The sequence below is a fragment of the Sporosarcina sp. AD_1 genome (assembly GCF_057373025.1).
Genome location: NZ_JBPVIR010000006.1, coordinates 68,854 through 89,190, shown reverse-complemented (window position 1 = coordinate 89,190; position 20,337 = coordinate 68,854). Strand labels below are relative to the sequence as shown.

The 20,337-nt window shown below is 42.1% G+C and carries 14 protein-coding genes and 1 riboswitch; of the genes, 4 read left to right on the top strand and 10 right to left on the bottom strand.

Features of this window, described 5'->3' with window-relative positions:
* Positions 1-105: 105 nt before the first annotated feature.
* From ACSW3C_RS12730 to ACSW3C_RS12715, 4 genes are read right to left on the bottom strand one after another with little or no spacing between them, the layout of a single operon-like run.
* Positions 106-3,309: an AAA family ATPase gene (locus tag ACSW3C_RS12730; protein WP_486563017.1), complete on the bottom strand. Its 3,204-nt coding sequence runs from the start codon at positions 3,307-3,309 to the stop codon at positions 106-108.
* Positions 3,306-3,998 (bottom strand): hypothetical protein, encoded by a 693-nt coding sequence (locus ACSW3C_RS12725; protein ID WP_486563016.1) that lies wholly within the window; start codon positions 3,996-3,998, stop codon positions 3,306-3,308. The genes ACSW3C_RS12730 and ACSW3C_RS12725 overlap by 4 nt, the downstream gene beginning before the upstream one ends.
* On the bottom strand, positions 3,955-5,352 hold the full coding sequence (locus ACSW3C_RS12720; protein ID WP_486563014.1) for a hypothetical protein: 1,398 nt from the start codon (positions 5,350-5,352) through the stop codon (positions 3,955-3,957). The genes ACSW3C_RS12725 and ACSW3C_RS12720 overlap by 44 nt, the downstream gene beginning before the upstream one ends.
* On the bottom strand, positions 5,328-6,536 hold the full coding sequence (locus ACSW3C_RS12715; protein ID WP_486563012.1) for a hypothetical protein: 1,209 nt from the start codon (positions 6,534-6,536) through the stop codon (positions 5,328-5,330). Before ACSW3C_RS12715 ends, ACSW3C_RS12720 begins: the two co-directional genes overlap by 25 nt.
* 182 nt (positions 6,537-6,718) lie before the next feature.
* Between ACSW3C_RS12715 and ACSW3C_RS12710 the strand changes: the two genes are divergently transcribed.
* Both ACSW3C_RS12710 and ACSW3C_RS12705 read left to right on the top strand, forming a co-directional pair.
* Positions 6,719-6,910, top strand: coding sequence for an antitoxin VbhA family protein (locus tag ACSW3C_RS12710; RefSeq protein WP_486563010.1), 192 nt, complete (start codon positions 6,719-6,721; stop codon positions 6,908-6,910).
* A 4-nt stretch (positions 6,911-6,914) separates the two neighbouring features.
* Positions 6,915-7,631 carry a Fic/DOC family protein gene (locus ACSW3C_RS12705; protein WP_486563008.1) on the top strand — a complete coding sequence of 239 codons (717 nt, stop codon included), beginning with the start codon at positions 6,915-6,917 and terminating at the stop codon, positions 7,629-7,631.
* Positions 7,632-7,856: 225 nt separating this feature from the next.
* Here ACSW3C_RS12705 and ACSW3C_RS12700 read toward each other — a convergent pair whose 3' ends face one another.
* Positions 7,857-8,993, bottom strand: a complete 1,137-nt coding sequence (locus ACSW3C_RS12700; RefSeq protein ID WP_486563006.1) for an S-layer homology domain-containing protein — start codon at positions 8,991-8,993, stop codon at positions 7,857-7,859.
* A gap of 529 nt (positions 8,994-9,522) precedes the next feature.
* On the opposite strand from ACSW3C_RS12700, the gene ACSW3C_RS12695 reads away from it, so the two are divergent.
* Entirely contained in the window at positions 9,523-10,020 is a 498-nt protein-coding gene (locus ACSW3C_RS12695) for a YehS family protein (RefSeq protein ID WP_486563005.1), read from the top strand.
* A gap of 213 nt (positions 10,021-10,233) precedes the next feature.
* On the opposite strand, the gene ACSW3C_RS12690 is transcribed toward ACSW3C_RS12695, so the two are convergent.
* Positions 10,234-11,040, bottom strand: a complete 807-nt coding sequence (locus ACSW3C_RS12690; protein ID WP_486563003.1) for an aldo/keto reductase — start codon at positions 11,038-11,040, stop codon at positions 10,234-10,236.
* A gap of 257 nt (positions 11,041-11,297) precedes the next feature.
* Between ACSW3C_RS12690 and ACSW3C_RS12685 the strand changes: the two genes are divergently transcribed.
* On the top strand, positions 11,298-12,152 hold the full coding sequence (locus ACSW3C_RS12685) for an STAS domain-containing protein (RefSeq protein ID WP_486563001.1): 855 nt from the start codon (positions 11,298-11,300) through the stop codon (positions 12,150-12,152).
* Positions 12,153-12,264: 112 nt separating this feature from the next.
* Here the strand turns inward: ACSW3C_RS12685 and ACSW3C_RS12680 are convergent, their stop codons facing one another.
* From ACSW3C_RS12680 to ACSW3C_RS12665, 4 genes are all read right to left on the bottom strand, one after another.
* Positions 12,265-13,560, bottom strand: a complete 1,296-nt coding sequence (locus ACSW3C_RS12680) for an NCS2 family permease (protein ID WP_486562999.1) — start codon at positions 13,558-13,560, stop codon at positions 12,265-12,267.
* A 153-nt stretch (positions 13,561-13,713) separates the two neighbouring features.
* A riboswitch (purine riboswitch) is annotated at positions 13,714-13,814 on the bottom strand.
* 381 nt (positions 13,815-14,195) lie between these two features.
* Positions 14,196-16,082: a DEAD/DEAH box helicase gene (locus ACSW3C_RS12675; RefSeq protein ID WP_486562998.1), complete on the bottom strand. Its 1,887-nt coding sequence runs from the start codon at positions 16,080-16,082 to the stop codon at positions 14,196-14,198.
* Entirely contained in the window at positions 16,072-17,349 is a 1,278-nt protein-coding gene (locus tag ACSW3C_RS12670; RefSeq protein WP_486562996.1) for a hypothetical protein, read from the bottom strand. The genes ACSW3C_RS12675 and ACSW3C_RS12670 overlap by 11 nt, the downstream gene beginning before the upstream one ends.
* A gap of 13 nt (positions 17,350-17,362) precedes the next feature.
* Positions 17,363-20,332, bottom strand: coding sequence for a type III restriction-modification system endonuclease (locus tag ACSW3C_RS12665; protein ID WP_486562994.1), 2,970 nt, complete (start codon positions 20,330-20,332; stop codon positions 17,363-17,365).
* Positions 20,333-20,337: the final 5 nt, after the last annotated feature.

Below are 20,337 nucleotides of genomic sequence, written 5' to 3'. Positions count from 1 at the left end.
AGATCAATAGAAAAAGTAGCCACCCTCTGCTACCGGCCTAATAAGCAGAGTAATTACTTTTTGTAAACCAGAAAAAATTCCTATCAGATGCTCAATTAAATACCATCACGACTGTCCAGATCGAATTCCTCTAATTCTGCTTTTCACTTCTTTAGGATCATGCGACACGATAAACACCTTTGAGAACTGTTGATAGTACTGATCTTCATGGGCTTTCGGAGAGAGAATGATTAATTTCCGTTCAAGCTTTTCGGCGTATAGCCTGAAAACCGTCGATTTCCGGTTTTCGTCCAATGCACTGTCAAATTCATCTAAGACAATGAAACCAGCCTGGTTCTCAAGGTTCTGAAGCAGCGCCAGAGCGAATAACAGGGAACTTAGTGATTCTTCGCCGCCCGAGACGCCTTTTCCGACTCGTCCGCCTCTCGCCTTTATACTGACATCCTCGAACTTGCCACGGTGCCCCTCTTTCCGTACGTAGATGAATAGCTTGAAGACAGGCCTGCCTTTCTTATCCGTGAGCTTTTCATAGTCGATCCGCCCCTCAAATTGAAATTCACCCATATACTCCTGGAAGAGCAGGTTGATTTTCGTCACTTGCATGTTGATGGCGGTTTCGAGCCGCTGTTCGTTCTGGTTGGCGCGCTGTTCATTTTCGTCGAGCAGGTTCTTGGCCGATTCCAGTTCGTCTTTTTTCCGCAAGACTTCGCTTTCGAGTGTCCGGAAGTTCTCTACGGCATGCGGGTCGATATCCTTTTCATTGCGAGCTTGCTCGAATCCGATCTTCGCTTTGTTCAGACGGCTATTCCATTCATACATGGATACGCCTTGAGACGACTCTTTCAGTGCTTCCTCCACAACGTGAGGAATCAGCGTTCTGAGCGCCTCCAGTTCTTCTTCATAGGCCACCGCTTCCTTATGCATACTCAGGCGTTCTTCTCTTTTGCCGCTTATCTGTATTTTAATGTGTTCCATGTTCCGCTTGGCAGCCGTCAAACGATCCTCGATCTCCGTTTTCGAACGGTTGTATTTCTGCAAAGACACAAACAGATCATCCAAGGTTTTACTCAAGCTCGTGATGGACCTCCGGATGGCGTGCACCTCTTGGTTTTGTTGCTTGACGGACATCTCGAGCGCTTGTAAGTCCGCAATCCGTTGCGCCTGTTGTCCAAACTTGGCAAAAACCGCGAGATAGCCTCCCAGCTCGTTGATCGCTCCCTCTTCACGCATCTGTATTTTCCAGTGGACCTGTCTCTCGTTCTCAAGCAACCCTTTGGACTTCGTAAGTTCTTGATACTCGATGGACATTCTGTCAATCTGCTCCAACCGATACCGCTGGCTCGCTTCGTCAGATAAGAACGCTTCCGCCTCTTTCACTTTCTGCACGTCGGCATTCCACACACGTAATGTATCCGTATCCTGCGAGAGTCGTGCTTGCAACTGCTCTACCTCATCAGACAACCGGGAAATAAGTGTCTCTAGCGTTTTTCTTCTCTCTTCGACCGCCTTGTTGCTGAGGATGAACGTATTCAGCTCCGCAGGGCCTCTTACTCCTTGTGAATCCCAAAGCAGCCCTTTCAGAATGCGCGGCTGCTCTTTCAGGAAGAACTGCTCCATCCACCAGAGCACGCGGGATGCATGATTCTCTTCTTGAACAGTAAGCCCTTCCCGCATGTAAAGGCCATACGCGGGTAGATTGATGACAGAGCGATCCGGCACCACTTTTTCCAGCGACACATGGTACAGGTCATTTAGCGGCATGCAGGAAGGAGCCTGATAGAAGATCGTATATTTCACGGCGTCAAAGAGTCGCTCTTTTTCAATTGGCAGATGATCGGCGAGCTTGATGAAGTGCCGGAGCGGGTATGCCGTAATCCCCTGCTTCTTCAAGTGGCTGATCGCTTCGGTCTGCCTTCTCGACTGCACACGATTCTCTTTGAGCAGTTCGTACTCCTCTGTCAGCTTCATGAGTTCCTTCTTTGCGTCCGATATATTTTCTTTGACTTTGTCGGTCTTTGATTCCAACGTTTTCAAATCTGCTTGCAGCTGATGGCTGGAACGATACCGGTCGATCCACTGCATCGCTTGAACTCGCTGCTTTTCCCATTGCCCTGCAGCTGCCTTCACAGTGGCATGTGCATTACGGTTTTTCTCGATCGCTTTAGCGACCTCTTCCAACTGCTCTTTGATCGCCTGTTCCTCTTGCGATGACTGCTCCAAGTTCCGTTCCGCTTCAGCCAGTTTCGCCTTCGTCTCCGTTTCTGTGTACGGAAGACGCGCATATTCCTCTTGCAGATCACTCAATTCATTCCGCAAGCCCGCAAGTTCGTCTTCTGCCTTCCCGAGCTGCTCTTCTTTGACACTTAGCTCGTCTTCCTGCGCAGCAAGAAAGTTCTGCTGCTCCTCTTGGTCCGATTTCACCGCAATCAGCCGTTCGCTCACCTGTTCTAGCTCTTCAGCATACTGCTGCAGAACGTCCTGCTCCGCTTCCAGTTCCTGCTCTCTTGCTTTAATATATTCTTCTGCTTCTTTCACATTGTTCACAAGCAAAGTCCGGAGACCGTACACAGCTTGCGCGTAGTCTTTCCCGTTTTCCAGTAGCCGCATCCGGTTATTCTCGAAACGGTCTTTCTTATCACGCCTCAAGGTAAGATCCATCTCAAGTAGCTTCTGCTGGGTAGTTGCCATCCGAAACGCTTCTTGCGCTTCCTTCACGATTTCCAAGGATACTTCCCAGTCTTTTTGGATGCGGTCGATCTTGTGCATTTCGCTGAAGATACGGAACCTTTCCTCTGGCGCCATGACGGAGAATTGATTGACTTCCTGCTGATACCAGATGAGGTAATACAAATCGGGATGGATCTTATATTTGAATTCAAGTTCTCGTTTATACGCCGTGAAATTATTCTTATTCACATCGCCTGACCGGAACGCTTGCCGTAGTTCCAATTCGTCGAAGGTCTCGCCGTCATGTATCTCATACCGCAGTTTGATCAAATCTTTCGGCGGCTGTTCAATGATCAAGCGAAACTCGATGAAAAGCGGCGCATCCACGCGGGACGGCCCTTCATTTTTAAATAGAAGATGGATGGCTGCCCGCCAGGTCTCGTCCTCCGCCAAATTCTGCGATTTCAGCCCTTCAATGTCGACTTTCGCGGAACGGAGGACAGCCCCCATGCAGAAGGAGATCGTCGACTTGCCTGCCCCGTTCGGCCCCGTGATCAAAACATGTTCCTCTGCCTGATCCAGCATCATCTTCTCATGCCCATAATCCCGGATGCCTGTGAATTGCAAACGCCAAGGTATCAAGAGAAATCCTCTCCTTCATATAGGTTATAACGGTTAAAGAACTTCATAACATCCTCTTTCGACAACTGGCTGGAATGACTGAATTCGACCATGCGTCTCAAGAACGAATCCGAGAACATATGGACACCGATCGCCGTGATCCGGTAGGCTTCTTCCTGCCCCGTCACTTGGTGCGGCATGACGGCTCCTATTTTCTTGAGCGCATCTATTGCAAGCTGGATGCGCCTGCTCCCTTTCTTTACTTCGTGCCCAAACGCGTCCAGCAGCTGGGAGACCAATGTGTACTCATGTTTTAATACTTCCTGCTGATAAAACATGAACAGCAAAACTGCAAGTGCTTCCGCTGACAACGTCTGGCGCGCAGATCGTGCTGGCACCCTCAACATTGCGACCACCTGATCCCGCTCCTCGTCATAGATGAGACGGTAATACCTGCCGACCGCCTGATTGACACGCGACAGGAATGAAAAGAAATACCCATCATCCCCCGACACATCGGCAAGCAGCCGTTCCACTTCCTTTCGAGACAAACCAAAATTCGTCGCACGCACCGTCGCACTGGATGAAAAAAGGATCGACATGAATGCCATCTCTTCTCGGCTCGATAACACACTCCGCAAGGAATGAAGACTGTTCAAGGACATATTATCGGTCATCTCTTCGCCGGATGTTGTATGCTCGGTCGTCATCTTCAATCCACCTCCATTCCTTCGCAAGTTCTGGTACATCTTCGTCATGCGCAAGTTTCACTTTTTTATTCGCCTCAAGTGCCGCCACGCCTAGAAGCTGACGGATTGCATCTCCCCATGACTCCGAACCCGTCGCGATTACGGTCTCTTCCAGACCCGCTTTTTCTTTCGTTTTCAAGTAGTCCTCAATCTTCTCCGTGTCGATGGCTGCTTTTGTCATAAGCCAACTCGCTTCGTCCATGACCGTCCCGACCGCCTGCGCGTCAATTAGCACTTCCTCGAACTCAACCTCTTCTTCCTCCTCAATCTCAGCGATGACCGGCTCATAACTTTCAAGAAAATGAAGCCCTTCCTCGATCCCCGCCGGTGACAGAGGGCTTGCATACTTCACAGGAAGCCACAATCCGTCCAGCTCTTCTCCTTCATATTGACCCTGTTCCATGAAGCTGAATAATTGATACGCATTTGGGATTTCGGATTCGAGAGGCGGATTGAACATTTTGGTGATGAATACACGGACTTTTTCAGGTGAAATGGCGGTTATAAGAGGGGTTTTCTGCACGTTCATGAACTGGAGATATTTATTGATCATCCCGATCGAAAGGCTCGTCCCTTCCGCAAGCGCCGCCGTTCCACGCTGCACATGCCGGCTGAGGACAAGGCTGTCTTCGATTGTGGCGAACTGCTTCAAACGGTCATGCAGCTTCTGGTCGAGATCCTCCATGAGCGTGTGGATGATCTCCAGCTGAGGCAACGCATTCCGTTCCGCGAGAAGCTCAAGCTCCCGCTCCTTCAGCAAGTCGATCGCATCCTGCACATTCCGGATCATGCTGCCGATGATATTACCGCCCGAGACGCCCTTGTCATCGTAAGCTTCACTGATTTCCGCGTCACGCCTCGCCTGGAACAAGGAACGGCCGATATCATCCTCCAGGTAATACGCGAGGGAATCATTTGCAAGGCGGGTCAGCGCATTCATCATCCGTTTGCCGACACTCATCATCTTGAAGTGACTGGATTGCTTGCTGATCCAGTTATTTGCAGTCAAGACATTGAGGATCTGGCCGACTCTCGCTTTCGTCGGCGGCTCGTTGTCGTTGAACTTGTTCAAATACCGGTAATACAACGTCTCCGCACTATCAATGGGATCTGCAAGCCCGTATGCTTCCTGATGGATTAATTCAATGATCCGCAAGAAACGGAGCATCTCAAGCGGCGAATCGAATATCGCCTCCCCTGAAAGATCCTTCATCACACCCGCCAGCGAAATGAGATCCCGCATGGCGCGTGTTACTTCAGGCTGCTGATGATCGGCACCGAAAATCGAAACTACTGTTTGCATATCTTTTTCCATTCGGCGGGACCTCCTAATGTCATTTCCTGTTCTGTACTTTTGCCTTCCGACCATTTTTGATACGCATCCAAATCAGTGAATAGTTGGTCCGCTGTTCCAACAAACCGAACAGCTACCCCCCCTGCCAAATCCGCCAAATCCTTTGCGATGACCGTACCCGCAAAATCAGCATCCACCCAGATGATGACAAGTTGAATGTTGGAGTTCTGGCAAATCTGCCGGATCAGTTTTCTATGGGCACCCCTGATTTGCCCGTCCACACCAAGGACAAACGAAGACGTGTCATTCAGGAATTCTACCTCCGTCGCCATCCTCGTCAAGACGGCGCGGTTCTCAACAAGCCACAAGATGTTGGCGGAAGTGGAGTACTGGTCCAATGCAACCGCAAGATCCGTCGTCGCATGCACGGCACCTATGTGATATGCCGAGAACTTCCCTTGCAAATCTCCCGTGAAAAGCATCGGAACAACAGACCCCGTACTCACAATCCCGAGCTCATGGACCGGTGCACCGAGCCATTTCTCAAGACGTTGGATAAACACATCCCGATTTGCATCGAACACTTTCGACCCGCCGATCCTCCGGTAATACGTCGCCCCGATCTCCTTATATTCCATATGTTGTTGCCGCTGTTTTAACCGGAGAAACGCAATCAGAAAATGTATGAACTTCCGCACCCGTTCGTTCGACCATGCTTCCTCGTCAACAGCCGCAGAAGCAAATTCATTCATTCTTGCCAGAAACAATGAAGGCAGCTCGTCCGACGAAATTTGAATTTCTTGCAGCAAGGTTTGTCGAAGCTCCTGATCCGTCGCAGCCGCCTCCTCTTTCTTCCGCAACTCAAATTCATATAGCCCTGGTCCCATCCGATAATGGATGGAAGATGGCGTCTTTCCATCCGCCTTGAACCGGACCTCCTGGACAAGCCAGCCTTTCCGCAAAGCCTCGCTCAACAATGAATTTGAAATCGGAAGCGTGCTCCTGCGAGACTTCGGTTTCAAGCCCAGCTTGGCGACCTCTTCAGGCGGCATAGAATCATAGTCGACCGGCGCCAGCACATTCCCAAGCGTCCGGTATGTCCGCGCAGACCATTTCTGAATATCCCATTCCTGATTTCCGAGAGGATAGACAGATTCTCCTGTTTTGCAGACGAATGTCTCTAAAAATGATTGCGTCGTGATCATGTCGGGCCCCCTTTGTGTTTTATGTATGGCTTTTGCGACTTGTGGTTGGGATGGTTTATTGATTGAAGTATACCATGGAAGATTGGGTGGAAGAATTACTAAGGAGTATGCAGAAGGTCAGACTGACGAGCATTTCAAAATATGATATAATATACATATACTAGTGAGGAGTGTGATGTGATATGCATGGTATGCAACCCGATCGTTCTACTCGTATCAAAAATGTAAACTTTGCCGTTGGAATGGCTGCAATTGATGGCGGGAAACCTACTCCATTCACCAAGGACTTATTAGATCAGTATGAGAATGGAAAAATATCAGCTGCAGACTTACGGAAAGCCGTTCTGAATAAATATATTGGAGATTTTCAGTAACGAAATGGATCCATATTTATATGGTGACGTACCTGTATTGAGAAATCGATTAGGCATAAAAGATGAATCTGAACTGATTACGGTGGAAGCTCAAATATTGATCGCAAATTTGTTGAATTTTGATACAGCACTTCAAATAGACAACATTTTTGATGTAAATGCAATTCGACTGATTCACAAGTATCTTTTCGGGGACCTCTATGACTGGGCTGGTGATTTCCGTACTGTAGATATTTTCAAGGAAGAAAAAGTATTAGACGGACAAAGCGTAATGTATAGCCGCGCCAAGTCAATTAAAGAAAGTTTAACCAAAACGTTAGATTGGGCATTTACAATTAACTGGGATTATACCAACCCCAGTTTAACAAGCTGTTTTGCAGAACTAATGGCGAGACTTTGGCGAGTTCATCCTTTTAGGGAAGGTAACACTCGTACAATTTCTGTCTACATGAAATTATTTTCAAAATCCCATCAGTTATCTTTTAATGACCAATTGTTATCTCAAAATTCAAGTTATCTTCGTGCCGCCCTTGTAATGGCCTCAATTGATGAATACTCTGAAACACAATATCTGGAGAGAATTATTGGCGATGCCTTGTCCAGTAGTAAGAAACTTACAGATTCCATATCCACTTCAACTTCCACCACGTATAAAGTCATTAAATCTCATATTGTCGATAACGATGAGGAGATTCCCTTCTCAGTAAAAGATAAAGAATAGGAAAAAAACTCAAAAATAACCGTTCAAACCTGCACTCTTAGAAGTATTTTTACTGGGCTGCAGGTTTATTTGTGTTTAAGGCGGTTGTGTTCAGGAGGCTCCACGGTGAGCCAACTGTTCGCTGCGCTCTCTTAGTTGACTCACCTGTCTATCTAATCCTCCCCGAGTCGCCACCTTCCACGCCAATTCACTCTGGGTGGTTATCCAATTCCTCTCTACCCATGATCAATTGCCAGTCGTCCCCCACTGTTCATAATGGCGTTCCAACCCTTTTTGCCCGAATACGGTACGGATGAAGAACTCTTCCGCGCGCTTTGTCCGCACATGCAGATCGGAGCTGTTCAGGCAGAGCTCTTCCAGACACCATACATAGTACTCAGGGTCATAGATGCCCTTCAGTGTAATATATTCTTCCTGCACCTTTGAGAAATCGCCTGCCGCCCACCGGTTCAATATCTGCTCCATTTTGGAGTCCTTTTTGACGAACCGTTGCAAATACGCAATGTTCTCCTTCGTCATCTGCCCGTAGCCGGAACCCGCAGGATACAGATCGATTTCACGGTCATCCCAATATGGCGCTTTATTCATCTTCTCCATCATGAGCGAATCGGCAGGGTAGCGCGTCACCTTCTGATCGAGCAGCCGCATCATCTGATACGCAAGGTAATCACCGCGTTTCTCAAGTTGCTCTTCCGTGAAAGCGCCCAACTGTCCACGAAGCGGCTTTGCCGGTTCCGCCGGGTCCACGGCGTCGTTCATATGCAGGGTCCGGTGCAGGAATACGGCATAGTGGGCGCGTGTAACGGGTTTATCGGGATAATACTTCCCAAAGTCGCCTGTAGTGATCGCATTCGAATAAAGGGCACGGATATATTCACTCGCCGGATGGGTCTTCGGCACGTCCTTGAAATGCAGATCCGACTGCACGTCCAATTTGAATGCAATGGCTAACACCTTCGCCATCTCGGCACGGGTGATCGGCTCATTCGGATACAAATTGCCTTTCTTGTCTGGCGCAAAAATGCCAGCCTGCTGCAGTTTTTTAATATCGTTATAATATGGGTTTTTCGTGGTAACGTCTTTGAACGGCACAAACTTATTCCGCGCCGGTAGTTTCACCGCACGGTTGACGAGAGCCGCCGCCTGCTTCCGGCTGATCGTTTCGTTCGGCTTGAATTCGCCATTCGGATACCCGCTAATAATCTTCTGATCACGCATTTCATGGATGATGTCCACGTACGGGCTGTTCTTCGACACATCATTGAACGGATTGGCGACAGCGGCCTCCGCCTCGTCCGACATACTTATGACAGGCACGATCAGTGCCGCTGCCAATACAAAATTACAAAGTTTCTTCTTCATCCAACTTCCTCCTATGATGTCATGCGATTCTCTTAACAGCGTACAGACGCCGATTTCCGGAAAAAGTTTCAAATTATTTTTGGAACTTGAACAGCGAAACGCCAGATAGACTTTCGAGAGTTGTTAGTGAACACTTATGGAGGAAGACCGTCCAACTTCGTGCTTCATCCTATGCTCCATTCTCTTTTCCTTCTGCCAATCCAAAACATTCTAATTGGTCGGTGAATCATTCTAATAATCATTAATTCCCGCTAACTCTTTGTCCCATCAAATGGTTGGTCGTATTTCATCAGACAGCTGTTCAGTAGAGCATTCCAGAAAATGTAATCATCAGTCGATGAATGAAAAACGGCTTGGACTTATAACGCCGAGTAGTTTTAGTTACCACTCTGTTCACGCATCAACGCATGCCTGGAAGGCTGGAGTGTGCTATTATAAGGCTTAACTCGTTTCAATCCACACGAGAAAATCACGGTACGTTAGACGAAGTTGATTTGCACATACAGCATTTTACACAGGAGGACTATAAATGAATAATAATGATAGATTGATTCGATTACGATATGCATTGAATTTTTCGGACGCTGAGATGGTCGACATTTTTAAGCTGGGTGGCAGTGAAGTGACAAAAGAGGATGTCCTCCGATTGCTTACAAAGTCAAATGACGAAGCTGAAGATGAATTGCAGCTGACGTGTACGAATCGAATGCTCGATTCATTTTTAAATGGTTTGATTATTTATAAAAGAGGAAAACAAGAGCCTAAACCAGGACAACAACTTCCGGATCCGGCAAGTGCTGCCGTCACAAATGAATCTGTTAATAATATCCTGCTCAAGAAAGTGAAGATAGCCCTCGCGTTAACAAGTGAGGATATGCTTGCTATTTTAGAGAAGGCAGGAGTCAGCATCTCAAAAGGCGAATTAAGCGCTGTGTTGAGAAAAGAAGGGCACAAGAATTATAAACCGTGCCTCGATCGATACGCTAGAAACTTTTTAAAAGGATTAGCTCTAACATACAGAGCTTGAATCGGGTGCCTGGTACGGCGGCAATTGCTGCTGTATCAGGCATTTTCATATGGATGGTTCAAGTGATGAAAACGTGATTACCAGCAATCTACTTCTTTTTCAATTCTCTCTTGAAGACCCGCTACATAAAAAGAGTACAAATCCACTCCAAAATAAAACCATCCATCATAGCAGCAACGGCTATAATGGATGGTTCAATGCAAACGGAATCGATTACAAAGCAGCAATACGATCGCGATCGCCGGCAGTCAGTTCAAAGTCGAAAAGGTCTAAGCACTGGGCTTGGCGCTCTTTATTATGAGACTTCGGAATCACAATAACATCTCGTTCAATTTGATAGCGCAATACAACTTGGGCGTACGTTTTTCCATATTGGTGACCGATTTCCTCTAAAATCTGTTGGGCATTTTCATCGATTCCTTTTAATGGAGACCAAGCGACCGTTGCAATCCCCTTGCTGTTGTTATAAGCAATCAGTGTGTCATTCCAATGTCCGACTTGCGATTTAATTTGATTGACGGCTGGTGTGATGGTGCTGTTCTCAAGAAGTAAATCAAGGTGTTCTTTTTCAAAGTTAGAAACACCAATTGACTTAAACACACCGCGTTTATAGCAGTCTTCTAAAATAGTCCATGCCTCCACCATCTCTGCATCGTTATCCCAAGGTTTATGGATCAGGAACAAATCAATATAGTCAGTTTGTAATTTCTCTAAGCTTTTTTCAATTTCCGCATGGGCCCAATCGGCTCCATGGAAACCGTCAAATGTATTCAGCTTGGATGTGACAAAGAAATCTTCCCGCGGAAGAGACGATTTCTGTATTCCAGTTCCCACAACTTCTTCATTACGATACAATTGAGCTGCATCAAAATGACGGTAGCCGTTTTCAATGGCCCAGTCGACTTCCTGCGTATCTTCTCTTAACGCACCTGAATATTGGTTCCCCTCTTTACCATACGTATTCGTACCACTACCGACCATCGGAATTTCAATGCCATTATTCAATTTCATATACTTCATCGTAACCTCTCCTATGCTTTATTTCTCACCTTACCTTTACGAAAGAAAGGAATCAATCTATTTGTTCTGAATGCGCTTAAAGTTTTGAAATAGTAGCTTTACATTAACACGTACATCACTTTAAGATAGATAATTCATTAGCACAATTTTAGTGTGAGCTATCAATCCTTTGTACTCCTATTAGTTTGCAGGAATCCTTTGAATACAATAAAATAAAAGGCAAATTAATATATAATTCTATTGAGGTGGTATGACTTGTGATAAATGAAATGAAGCTACTCGGAAAAACTCTCCAAGAAGAAAAGATTACGATTGCACATAAAATTCATGACGTGCGATTATCAGAGGTTCCGGAAGATCAAAGACAATTAATCCCTACACATATTGAAGAGGAAATAGTAAGGATGAGAGCAAGCTTTGTAGATCTCTTTGGAGAATTCTTAGGGAAACCAGAAAAGAAAGAAATGGCCTATGAGCTGATCGAAAAATGGGCAAATGAAACATCCGAGTATGTATTCAAACTTGGAATACCATTAGATGAAGCTTTGAAAGATACGACGCTTTATCGAACTTACATCAATGAAGTAATTGAAAACATGGTCATCGCACATGATATGTCAGTGAAAACATTGTTAGCAACATTCAAAATTATAGACCCACTGCTGGATTACGCTGTTTACTGTTTTAGCTTGACCTTTGTTAACTTCTACACAGTCAATCTCGATAATGCAAGAAAAGCATTTATTGAATTATCTGTTCCGATTGTTTCGATTTCTAATGATGTCGCCATACTGCCTTTAATCGGAGATATTGATACGGAACGGGCGTTAATGTTGATGGAGAATACGACGAAAGAAGTAGGGAGATTAAAAATATCTTACCTAATACTCGATTTGTCCGGAGTAGCGATTGTCGATACAATGGTGGCACATCATATCTTTAATTTGAGCTCTACCTTAAAATTGTTAGGAGTTAAAACGATACTAACAGGTGTTAGGCCTGAAGTGGCTCAAACTGCAGTAAGCCTGGGATTGGACTTTAGTGAGCAAATTACAAAAGGAACCTTGCAGCAGGCACTATCAGATCTTAAAATACTTTCTAAAACTATATAAAGAATCTTTAATGCACAAGAACTATCAAAATCGTAGTTAAAAATGCCATAAACCTTTAAGAGTAAAGGGTTTATGGCATTTAGTATTTTAATAATAATTTCCTTACCTAAAGCTACACGATAAACGCAAAGTACAGTATAAATAACAAACAAATCACATACATAATTGGATGAATTTCTTTATACCGCTTTTGTGCTAGTAAACAAATTGGATAAAGAATAAAACCAAATGCAAGACCGATTGCCACACTGGAAGTGAGGGGCATCATGATGATGGTGAAAAAGGATGGAATCACAATTTCCAGCTTGCTCCAGTCAATTTTTCTTATTTCCATTGCCATCAATGCGCCTACAATAATTAACGCAGGGGCTGTTACTTCCAATGTAATAACAGATAAAATCGGCGAAAAGAACATAGCAATCGCAAAGCAAGCAGCAATAACGACAGACGTAAAGCCTGTCCTGCCACCGACTGCAATGCCCGCAGAAGATTCAACACTCGTCGCAGGTGTGGATGTTCCGAGTATCGCCCCAACTGCACAAGCGGTAGAATCAGCAAGCAATGCTTTTCCTATATTTGGCACAGTATTATCTTTCATCATTCCCGCTTGACTGGTCAGTGCGATTAAAGCTCCTGCCGTATCAAAAAAGGCAACAAGTAAAAAAGTGAAAATCACTGCCAGTAATTCAGGGGTGAACACCTGATCTAAATGGGAAAACACGACGCCAAATGTTGGCTCCAAGCTTGGTATACTTCCGATGATTTTTGTAGGAGTGTTTATTAATCCAACAATCATTCCAATAATCGTTGTAATGATCATTCCATAAAAAATTCCTCCACGTATTCCACGTACTAACATGACAATCGTAATGACCAAGCCGAAAATGGCCAGCAGGGTCGTAGCGGATGTTAAGTTTCCAATCGAAACAAATGTATCAGGATTGGCAATAATAAGCCCTCCATTTTTCATCCCTATAAATGTAATAAAGAATCCAATTCCAGCAGCGATCGCATATTTTAAATTCAATGGGATGATAGTAATAATCTTCTCCCGGATTTTCAATAAACTTAAAATCATAAAAATAATGCCTGCAATAAAAACGCCGGTCAACGCGACTTCCCATGGTATGCCCATCCCAATACAGACCGAAAAAGTGAAAAATGAATTCAATCCCATACTTGGTGCAATGCCAATTGGGAAGTTCGCAAGCACCCCAATAAGGAGTGTACCGATAATCGCCGTAAGTGCGGTTGCAGTAAATACAGCCCCACTATCCATCCCAGCTTGGCTGAGGATAAGTGGATTGACGACCAATATATACGCAATGGATAGGAAGGTTGTCACACCTGCTAGTGATTCCTGCTTATACGAAGTATTTCGTTCAGCAAACTTAAAAAAGTTTCTCATGTTGTAATCTCCTATTTGCTAGATTAAAGAATGAATGGTCATGGTTTCAAGAATCATTTTTCAGCCAGTTCATACTAGTATTGCCCAATAATATAAAAAAACTTTGGCCTTAGTTAGGACAAAGTTTTTTCTACAAAAAGGAATATAAAATTGCATTGATTTCACATTCCTTGTAGACGAGCCATTTATGGTAGCTGGTAGAAACTTTCAAGCCGTATTCTTGAAATTATACAAGGTATCTCTATTCTTTTTTAAAAAATAATAGATGAATTATAACAAGTTTAGATTGGAAGGTCAATAAACGATTTCTATATTTGTTGAAGATACCGGAACGCAAAGTGCGCCATTATTTCCTTGGAGTATACATTCTATCTTTACGGCTCCAACCCTCGGAGTGAGTCCAGCAGCTTTCATTCCATTCTGTTTCTTGGCATTCCCTACTTTTTCACACTCAATTACGTATTTACAGGTTTTACAATAACGAAGTTCAATTCGGATGAAATTGACCCCGATTAAGTTCAAATATAGGGAAGTAGCGGAGTTCCTCCAATTTTTTCTGAGTAATTGTCTTCACAAGACCTACCATATTAATCCTTCAACTAGTTAATATTAGACCCCAATATTCGGAATACTAATCAGGGATAGTTTCGAATTATTCTCTTTACATCATCTAAATAATCATCCGTTACCTCTGGAATTAACAATTCACCATCAATTGCATCAAGCATTATTTGTTCTTTTTCTTTTAATCGCTTGTAAACCGCTTGATCAATGAAGCCGCCGTGTGCTCGATCCCCTTCAGTCATTAGGTAGTAATATCTTGTATATTGACCTTCTTTTAACCCCAGTCGATGAATGCGGTCTCTTGACTGCAGCATAAATGTTAAATTGAAGTTATATTCGAAGTAAACGGCGTCATGAACAGTTTGGTGTAAAGAAATGGACTCTCCTAATGTGTTAGGATTAGATATCATTACTGATACATCACCATCGCGAAAATCATTGATTAAATTGACTCGTTCATCTTTCGGAGTCCCCCCGTAAACTAAATTTACGGAAATCCCCTTTCTTTGCAACTCGAATTGAATCTTTTGCATTGTTTTTACAAACATTCCCCATACAATAACTTTTTTTCCTTCTCTCACTAACTCTGTAATCAGTTGTAACCCTCTTTCGAATTTCTGGGAAGGAATTGAATCTACCTGAAGTTTTTGATAAGCTTTTTTTCTAGCCAGTTCCTTTTCCTCATCGTTTAAAGCATTCAATTGTGATAAGTCCAGTTCATCATCTATCAATCCTAAATCTCTATATTCGATTCTTTCCAAGAGTAAAGCAGGATTTGTAGAGGCTTGCAATAATCTTAAATAAAGAGATAAAATATTCCCTTCATTTTCATATATTGTTTGAACTAGCTGTTGCTGTCTTTCAGATGGTTTAACAATCATTAATTTATCAGGTTCGGCAGCAGGTACTATTAAATCAACTTTATTTGTTCTCCAAAAGAACGGTTGAACACGATTATTTATTTCTTCGATGTTAGGGTTTTCTAAATCGCGTACTTCCCAACCAAAAAAAGAATCGTATTCATTGTCATATAATAAATGTAGAAAATTGTAGATATCCTTATAGCTATTAGGTATCGGCGTTCCTGTTAAAACATAATGATACCTGGCCTTCAATCCAAGGTTTAAGGCCGCAATTGCTCGCCTCCCCCCTATACCTTTTACACGATGAACTTCATCAAAAACAATCATTGTTTGCTCATCGATTAGTTCGTTTAAAACGGCCAATTTGCCTTCAAGCGCTTCGTAGTTTATAACAATGACATTACTATTTCCCCAATCGGTTCTAATCTTGCCCGCATTTTGATATTTGGTATCTTTTAAATTCATGTAATTTAAAGGACGTTTACTGCCAAATACTTCAATGAATTCTGTTCGCCACGCTTCAAAAGCATTAATAGGTGAAACAACTAATAACTGTCGTACTTCTCCGATATCCTTACTACTTAAATAAGCATATGCTCCGTACATCATTGCCGTTTTACCTGCGCCGGGGACGGAAAAGTTTGCAGCTCTTTTCATCGCGGCTAAGTAAAAACTTGCTTGCAATTGCTCTTTCTTTAACGGACGAGTTATTTCCTTTTCCAAAAACCGTTCAAATATATCCAATTCATCTGTCCATCGGTCATCGGAAGATTTAATCGTGCTCCCAGCTATACGTTGCTCATTAATCGCATACTTATTTTGTTGAAGGTGTAGCAGGATGTCATCGCTCAAATCCAAAGTTGTTCCACAACTTTTTGTTAAAGCATTGCTTACTTTTTCAATGAGTTCTTGTAAAGATATATAATTGGTGGCACCATCAATTAACAACTCATCAAAATTAGTAAAATAACTCCGATAACGCTCCAAGATGCGCTTCACTCTGCCTTGTTTAAAATATCCTTCAGGACTATCCAGAAGTTGAAAATAAGCCGCGTTGTCGTAAACTACGGAAACCATTTTAGGATTAGATTTCATCGTCATAAATCCCAATTAACTCTTTACTTAATAAATTTATCTGGATTAAATATTCACGAATTTCGTTAATTTGATCCTTACTAAAATTATTGAAGTTTAGATGACCAGTTAGACCGTCACCTTTTTCCATGTCTTTTAAAACGTTTAAAGTTTCTTTTATGTCACCAATAAAAGATTCAATGTTTTTCCCGCGATTATGTTTATTTATGGTCTGAATAAATTCTGAGCTAATAATCCTCAATTCCGGCGTTGTCTTTTCTAACGCCCTTCGAAGTTCCACAGCTGAATGTATTGTATTTTCCTCTAATTTATCTTGTAAATCATTAATTGTATCCTCAACCGACTCATTAAAATCGGTATTTTCCCCAGTGGTTAAGATGTTTTTGTAATATTCCCGAATATCCCGTCCTATATCATCCCCCACAGATAACATTTTACTTAAAAGAGCGAACGTCGTAATTTTTGACTGTTCATAAACAGGCCCCTTTTTAGGAAATTGTCTGGAAAGCTTTTTTGAAAGCTCATAAAGCGGTGTATAAAGTTTCGTGTCCTTAATAATATGGAAGGCATTAGATTTTGCATTAATAAAGTTTAAATAATCTTGCATTAATAATACCGTTTCGATACGATCAGTAATTTCTTTTTTATTAATTTTCGCTTCTTTGGAATAATCCGCTACACTAATTAATTGATCAACAACAACTGTTTGATAAATATCCACTGATAAATCGACGGGATCATACGCTTGGCGTTCTTCAGTTCCCATTTGAATAGCTAATTCAAGCCTTTTGATTTCAGCTCTTTCAGTTTTCAATTCATATGTAAACGGTAAGATAACCGCTTCAAAAAAATAAGATTCACCTGTTTCCTTCGCTAACTGTCTCAAAGCGGTGTATCTTCTGTTTCCATCAATGACACGACCGTCTGCTAAAACATAGCCAAATACTTTTTGTCCAGACTCCTTAATAGACTTCTTTGTTTGTTTTAATTTTGCAGGGTTATCCTCTACAACCATATTTTCAATTAGAAGATTGTAGTCAGGGCTGTCAATATCCTTTGCCGGTGCTGGTCGATTTTCCAAACGTGAAATGGCCGAAGCTATACGGCCATTTTCGTCGTTATAATAAAGGTGTTCCAAAGGAATGCGATAAACATCTAACATCCCATCCGTCACTTTGGGTATTTGAATAGGTAGTTTAGGTTTTGCACCCGTCTTAATCAATTGTCCATTTTGAATCAACGTCAGTAAAAATCCACTTTTCTCCACAATGTTTCCCCTCTTATTCTTCAGCTAGTTTTCTAATCACAGAATATACTTGTTGCGCACTTGTCGCTTCTTCAAATTCAACGTCATGTTCTTTCAAATTATCAAAAAACTTCTTCTGAATTTTGATAATGCTTTTATCTCCAATTCTCATGTTTTCTGCTTTAGTCTCTACAAGTAAATACACGCTTGTGTCGTCTTCTTTTTCAATCAGATAAATAAAATCAGGTGTTGTAGAGCCACCAGTATATTTGGGAACTTGGATAGCCTTTCTAGGTAGTTTCCCAAAAACGGTTACCTTTTCAGGGTAATTATGCCTCAACAATTCTCTTTCAGGCGTTACACTATCGTATCTCATTGGCGGTACCTCATATAGGTTGCGATTATCTTCAAGTGCTTGGTGATCTATATTGACACCAAGAATTTCTGCATTAAGATCATCTACAAAACTATCTGTATCAGGATTATAAATAGATGTACGCGCCTGAAAATCCAATTTTTTATATTCATATGTTTGTGCAAATACCTCATCAAATCTTTTTTTAAATTCACGTATAATATTTTGAAGCGACACTTCACTTAAATATCTTGAATCTCCTCGTAAATCGGATTTCATCAAGTAGAGTAAATTCCCATGAATATCTTTTACAGGAATTCCTGTTGCCGCATGAATGGCTTTAATAAACTTTCCATAAGGCATTCCAGGTAAGTAAGTTCGATCATATTCCCTCTCTTGTTCTTTCAAAATAACACCTTTATTGTCTTCGCTAGCATATACAGATTCTCGCAATTGTATAGGCACTTCTCGCTCATATAATTCTGCATTGCCAACTATTTCACCGGCCATGAGTTGAATCGTTTGAGGAATGCGTTCAAACTCTAACATATAGCGATTGGAAAATTGCTGCCATAGTTCCTTTACTTTTGCCCAGTTTTCTTTTCTTAATTTCACTCGTATTTTGTTTTGGGAGTTTTGTGGCTCGACTACTTTACCTTCCCGTAATTGTGTTGTGTTCAATTCAGGATACAGTTCAACCAACCATAAAAAACCATCTTTTTGAACACCATCTATTTCAATAGCTTTTTTAAATTCATTTTTACGATTGATTATGCCCAACTCATCTAAACTTTCTAGTAAGACTTCATCGGTAAACGCTGGATCTATTTTCCGTCTCTCTTTAACAATTAATTGAATCATATCCTCTGTAAGTTTTTCTTCATTCAATTCAATATTAACGTCTCGATTAATTTCCCCAACTAATTGTTTAGCAAAATCCTTTTCATCATAACCAATTAAGAAGGCAAGTCTAGAAGGCCATTCATCCTGGTGAATTCGATGCCCTGTTTCGTCGACAGGTAATCGTAATCCTCGACCAACTTCCTGAATTTTACTGTTATCACTACCGGATGTACGTAATTTAGCGATTACAAATACATTAGGATTATCCCAGCCTTCGCGTAACGTCCATTTTGAAAATAAGAATCTTCTTGTTTGCCAGTCCCCCTTTACATTTTTAAAGCTGAGTAATTTTCCTTTATTTTTTAAAATATCATCTACTTGTTCCTGAATTGCTTCGTCACCTGAACCACGATCTTCACCAAAATAACCTGCATGTACATTTTGATCACTGTCGCCAAGATTTAAGCTTGTTTGTGTCGCCCTTAAGAAATCCAAATACTCCTTTTCTCTTGGTAAACGTTTATATTCATATTCAGATACTAGGCGTGATAGTTTTTCCTTCAACAAACGCACAAAAGTTTGTTTTAACCAACCGTCTTCCTGACGGTAACTATCAATATTATCAATGAAAAATAGACTTAATGTTTTAATCTTAGGCTCATTGTTATCCCTTTCACCACTTCTAAGGAAGTTTTTTTGTTCAATTTCAAAATGCTTATCAATGGCATCCCTAATAATTAGCTCTTGATAAGAAGAACGGTAGGTACCTGGGATTAAACTCATCCCTTTATCAAGCTCCAATTCATTGCTCAAAAATTTGGAACCTGCATATTCAATATTCCCTTCAAACCCTGAATCCACTTCCGCTAAATTATCCCCGACACGCAGCGTCCAAAGCTTACCATTTTGTTTAAGCACTAATTCTTTGGCAGTGACACTATCGACAACATAACGATTTCTTGCCTGTTCTTCTGTTAAATTAGGATAATAGATATCAATACCTTTAACTAAACCATTATTAAAACTCTCAATAGCATTCAAATCAAATTGCGGATTTCCACGATAATAATCCTTTTTAGTAACTTTATTTTTCCCGTTACCTATCGTTATCTCGGGAAAAGTAGCCCCAAAACGAATAATCATTTGAGGATTAATAGCTTCTATTGCCTTATAGTTCGCCTTATCACGTGGAAAAAGATGCGGTTCGTCAATAATAACGATCGGTCGGGTATTTTGAATTCCTTCTATCGGGCTTGTCACGCCGCCCATTAATGTTTGATCATAATCATTTTTCTTCATACTTGAGGAATTTAACATACCTGCATTAATCAATAGTACTTGAATTGTATTGGAATTTTGTCTGCTTCCTTCAACGAAATTAAGTAAGTGCGCCGGGAAGTTCTTCCTTCCGGATTTCGCTTTGAAATCACCCGCATTGATGACGTTTAATTCGATTCTCGTGTTCTCATAAAATTGGGTAAAGTGCTGCTTTGCATAATCACTTTGAATGAAATTTTTCGTTCCTTCTTTAATAGCTGGGCTTGGGACTACAATTACAAATTTAAAAATACCGTGCTGTTGGTGCATCTCATACATCAATCTTGTATATACATATGTTTTCCCTGTCCCCGTTTCCATTTTCACATCAATATTGGATAATTCATCATACCTTCCTTGAATTAAAGGATTGGCATATACATCTCCTGCATTAGGATCCGTGGAAGTACGATCTACACCTTTAAAGCTTTTCATAATGGCTTTCAAACTGTCTTCTTGGTGGGGGAGTTCCTCTAATAGTATTTTCATATTGA

Excerpts from the sequence above, each read along its gene's own strand:
- ACSW3C_RS12720 (WP_486563014.1), bottom strand. The coding sequence starts at position 5,352 with ATGGAAAAAGATATGCAAACAGTAGTTTCGATTTTCGGTGCCGATCAT.
- ACSW3C_RS12695 (WP_486563005.1), top strand. The coding sequence starts at position 9,523 with ATGAATAATAATGATAGATTGATTCGATTACGATATGCATTGAATTTT.
- ACSW3C_RS12680 (WP_486562999.1), bottom strand. The coding sequence starts at position 13,560 with ATGAGAAACTTTTTTAAGTTTGCTGAACGAAATACTTCGTATAAGCAG.
- ACSW3C_RS12690 (WP_486563003.1), bottom strand. The coding sequence starts at position 11,040 with ATGAAGTATATGAAATTGAATAATGGCATTGAAATTCCGATGGTCGGT.
- ACSW3C_RS12675 (WP_486562998.1), bottom strand. The coding sequence starts at position 16,082 with ATGAAATCTAATCCTAAAATGGTTTCCGTAGTTTACGACAACGCGGCT.
- ACSW3C_RS12665 (WP_486562994.1), bottom strand. The coding sequence starts at position 20,332 with ATGAAAATACTATTAGAGGAACTCCCCCACCAAGAAGACAGTTTGAAA.
- ACSW3C_RS12715 (WP_486563012.1), bottom strand. The coding sequence starts at position 6,536 with ATGATCACGACGCAATCATTTTTAGAGACATTCGTCTGCAAAACAGGA.
- ACSW3C_RS12725 (WP_486563016.1), bottom strand. The coding sequence starts at position 3,998 with ATGACGACCGAGCATACAACATCCGGCGAAGAGATGACCGATAATATG.
- ACSW3C_RS12710 (WP_486563010.1), top strand. The coding sequence starts at position 6,719 with ATGCATGGTATGCAACCCGATCGTTCTACTCGTATCAAAAATGTAAAC.
- ACSW3C_RS12700 (WP_486563006.1), bottom strand. The coding sequence starts at position 8,993 with ATGAAGAAGAAACTTTGTAATTTTGTATTGGCAGCGGCACTGATCGTG.
- ACSW3C_RS12705 (WP_486563008.1), top strand. The coding sequence starts at position 6,915 with ATGGATCCATATTTATATGGTGACGTACCTGTATTGAGAAATCGATTA.